Here is a 270-nt window from a genome sequence, read left to right as displayed (position 1 = left end):
CAGTATTTTGGTCAGTCACTCTCCAGTCGACAACTGCTCGACCTGGCAAAAGACATCACCATCGCTTACCGCACCGAATTAAAAGACACCCAGCAGTTACAAAAGTGCGCTGATCGTCTTGCCCAGAGTGCGCAGGATTTTCGTCTGCAACTCGGTGAGCCAGGTTATCGCGGTAACCTGCGTGAGCTGTTAGCTAATCCGCAAATTCAGCGGGCATTTTTACTGCTCGATGACACCCTGGAACTTTGTTATGACGTGGCGAAACTGTCA

The 270-nt window shown here is 50.4% G+C and carries 1 pseudogene; it reads left to right on the top strand.

What is annotated here, in order from left to right:
* Positions 1 to 270 (top strand): annotated as a pseudogene (locus SB719_RS20285) (ATP-dependent helicase); the annotation flags it as partial.

It is taken from the genome of Pantoea sp. SIMBA_079 (assembly GCF_046940275.1).
Lineage (GTDB): Bacteria > Pseudomonadota > Gammaproteobacteria > Enterobacterales > Enterobacteriaceae > Pantoea > Pantoea borealis.
Note: the sequence above shows the minus strand (reverse complement) of the source record. Positions and strands in the feature narration are given on the sequence as shown.